Here is a 2,676-nt window from a genome sequence, read left to right on the forward strand (position 1 = left end):
AGCGGCGATAGTCGAAAACGACGAGCAGGTCGCGCTTGCCGAGATCGATCAGCAGATCGAAATCCGTCGGCGCCAGTGCGCCGATATCGTGCACGCCGGGACGGAACTGCACGAGATAGCCCGCGAGCATCGAGGCGATGTGGCGGCTGAAGCGTCCGCCGAGCAGCACGACCTGGCCCTTGCAGTCGAGCAGCATCCTGGCGGCGCGGCCGTAGCTCTGCGAAGGAACCGCCGTGCGCGTTCGCTCCAGGCTGTCGGAAACCGAATGGAAGTAGTCGTTGACCGTGCCTTCGCTCGAATTGGCAGGCCGCTTCGCCTCCATCATCAGCAAAGGAGAGTGCAGGCGGGATTCGATTTCCGCCAGAAGCTTGGCCTGGAAGGCGGCAAAGCCGCCATAGCCAAGCTTGACCATGAGGCGCATGACCGTCGGATCGCTGACGCCCGCTGCCTTTGCCAGGCGCGAGGCAGTCCCGAGGCCGGACATCGGATAGTCGGCAAGGAGGACCTGCACGATCTTGGCTTCGGCGGATGTGAGGACCAGGGTGGTATGCGCCAACTCTTCGCGGATCGACACCGGACCTCTCCCTTTCCCGTGTTCAGCCGATGATAGAGAAATTACAAATTCTGGTATCGATGTCAATTTTTGGAATGGTTTCTACAAAGACCGTTGGGTGCGTTATATGGTATGACTAAGTGGCTCTGTGCCACCCGCTCACGAATCGGCTATGGCTCCGGCATGCAGGAAACGTCTCTTTACATGCCGGTGAAGCGGTTTCTTGAGAGCCTGGAATTCACCGTCAAAGGCGAAGTTGGCGGCTGCGATGTCGTGGGACTGCGCGACGGCGAACCGCCCGTGGTCGTCATCTGTGAATTGAAACTGCAATTCAACCTCGAACTCGTACTTCAAGGTGTCGATCGTGCTGCGTCGTGCGACGAGGTCTGGCTCGCGGCGAGGATGTCGGCCCGCGGCAAAGGCCGGGAGCACGATCGCCGGTTCCGCGCACTCTGCCGGCGGCTCGGTTTCGGCCTTCTGGGGGTTGGTTCTGCCGGCAACGTTGAATTGCTGCTCAGCCCGGCAGCCTTGCCGCCCCGGCGAGATCCGAGGCGAAGATCGCGCCTGGTGGACGAGCATCAGCGCCGGCGCGGCGACCCTGTCGTCGGCGGCGGCTCGCGAACGCCGATAATGACCGCTTACCGGCAGGATGCGCTGGCCTGCGCCGCTGCCATGGTGGACGGCCCGAAGCGCCCGCGCGACCTGAAAACCATTTCGCCGCGCGCCGCCAATATCCTGCTTCACAATGTCTATGGCTGGTTCGCCAGGGCCGAGCGCGGGGTGTATGCGCTTACGGACGTTGGCCGTGCTGCGTTACAGCGCTGGCCCCAACCGGCACCGTGACGAGGCGGCGCCGAGTCGTTTGAGCGGCTTGCCGCGGCAGGGGAGACAACGAACCTATCCCGAACTCAAACGCGGCAATGGGCACCGTCGCCAGCGTGACATCGCAAACTGCGATCGCCCGGGGCAAGATTGTTCAAACAAATAGTCCAAACTGGCTATGAGGCGGCCAGCGTCGCCTCGTTGTGACTGCCCGCCAGAGCGCAAAAATCGAGCAGATGCGTCAGCAGGAGACAGTGATTGCAGCAGTCAGAAACAACAAATGTTGATATTTGCGTTACCAAGCGCGTCGAACGGATCGGTACGCCTAGGAACAAAAAAGGAATATTTTGACAGTTTATCAAGACTGTCTACGGATTGTTTCCACGAAATCGACATTGGCAGGAGCGCGCACTTTGTGCGGTGAAATCCGGGCTGCGACACTCGATGCAATACCAAAAATCTCAAAAATTCTATCAGAGGGGTGCGGGTATTTGATTTGGCGCTAATATACGCCGTCTAGTAGGCAGGCACCGCGGGGCGCTAAGAAAAAAAGGAATATAAATGGCACTTCATTTCGCAGCAGGTGGGTCCGCCACAGAAGTCGCAAGCGCCGGTTTCAATCTGGTTGACGTTCAATACATTGACCAGGTCAACGAGCTGCCGGATGGCACGAAGGCTATGGTCTGGCTCAACGAGGGCGAGGGCGTAACCCAGTCCTTTATCGACAAAGTCACCCCCTTCCTTGGCAATCCGAAGGTATTTGGGTTTTTTCTCGTCGACGAGCCGGATCCCACCGGCCAATACCACACACAGGTAGACGCTGAGGACTTGAAAGCCGAATCCGACTGGATCCACTCTCGTATGCCAGAAGCCAAGACCTTCATCACCGCGATGGACATGGGGTCTGCCGAAAACCCGGATTTTTCCAACACCTACAACTATGACAACACGCATATCGATCTGTTTGGAATAAGCGCTTATCCGGTGCGCACCGGCACAGACACGGTCGACTACGACATGATCGACAGAACCGTGGCTGCAGCGGTGGAGTCGGGCATCCCGACCAGCCAGATCGTTCCGATCCATCAGACCTTTGGCGGCGGCAATTGGACGACCAACACGGGCGGCAAATACGTCATGCCGACGGCGGATCAGCTGCAGACGATGATGGACCACTGGGACGAACTGGTTCCGTCGCCCGAATTCGACTTTGCCTATGCCTGGGGTTCGCAGGAAGGCGACGTCGCACTTGAGAGCTCCCCGGAACTGCAAGCCGTTTTCCGGGAACACAATCTCAGCAC

2 protein-coding genes and 1 pseudogene are annotated in these 2,676 nt (G+C 58.9%); 2 read left to right on the forward strand and 1 reads right to left on the reverse strand.

Annotation, left to right across the window (positions count from 1 at the left end):
- Nucleotides 1–574, reverse strand: a 574-nt coding sequence (locus EOB36_RS33565; protein WP_164897710.1) for a MurR/RpiR family transcriptional regulator, incomplete at its 3' end; no start/stop codon positions are given.
- A gap of 162 nt (nucleotides 575–736) precedes the next feature.
- Between EOB36_RS33565 and EOB36_RS33570 the strand changes: the two genes are divergently transcribed.
- Together EOB36_RS33570 and EOB36_RS33575 are read left to right on the forward strand one after the other, a co-directional pair.
- Complete coding sequence (locus tag EOB36_RS33570; RefSeq protein WP_095485424.1) at nucleotides 737–1,396, forward strand: DUF2161 family putative PD-(D/E)XK-type phosphodiesterase; 660 nt, start codon at nucleotides 737–739, stop codon at nucleotides 1,394–1,396.
- A 540-nt stretch (nucleotides 1,397–1,936) separates the two neighbouring features.
- Nucleotides 1,937–2,676: pseudogene (locus EOB36_RS33575) on the forward strand (calcium-binding protein); the annotation flags it as partial.

The organism is Mesorhizobium sp. M6A.T.Cr.TU.017.01.1.1, assembly GCF_004023115.1.
Classification (GTDB): Bacteria; Pseudomonadota; Alphaproteobacteria; order Rhizobiales; family Rhizobiaceae; genus Mesorhizobium; species Mesorhizobium mediterraneum.

Bases quoted from the DNA above. Each gene is read 5' to 3' on its own strand.
- EOB36_RS33570 (WP_095485424.1), top strand. From the start codon at position 737: ATGCAGGAAACGTCTCTTTACATGCCGGTGAAGCGGTTTCTTGAGAGC.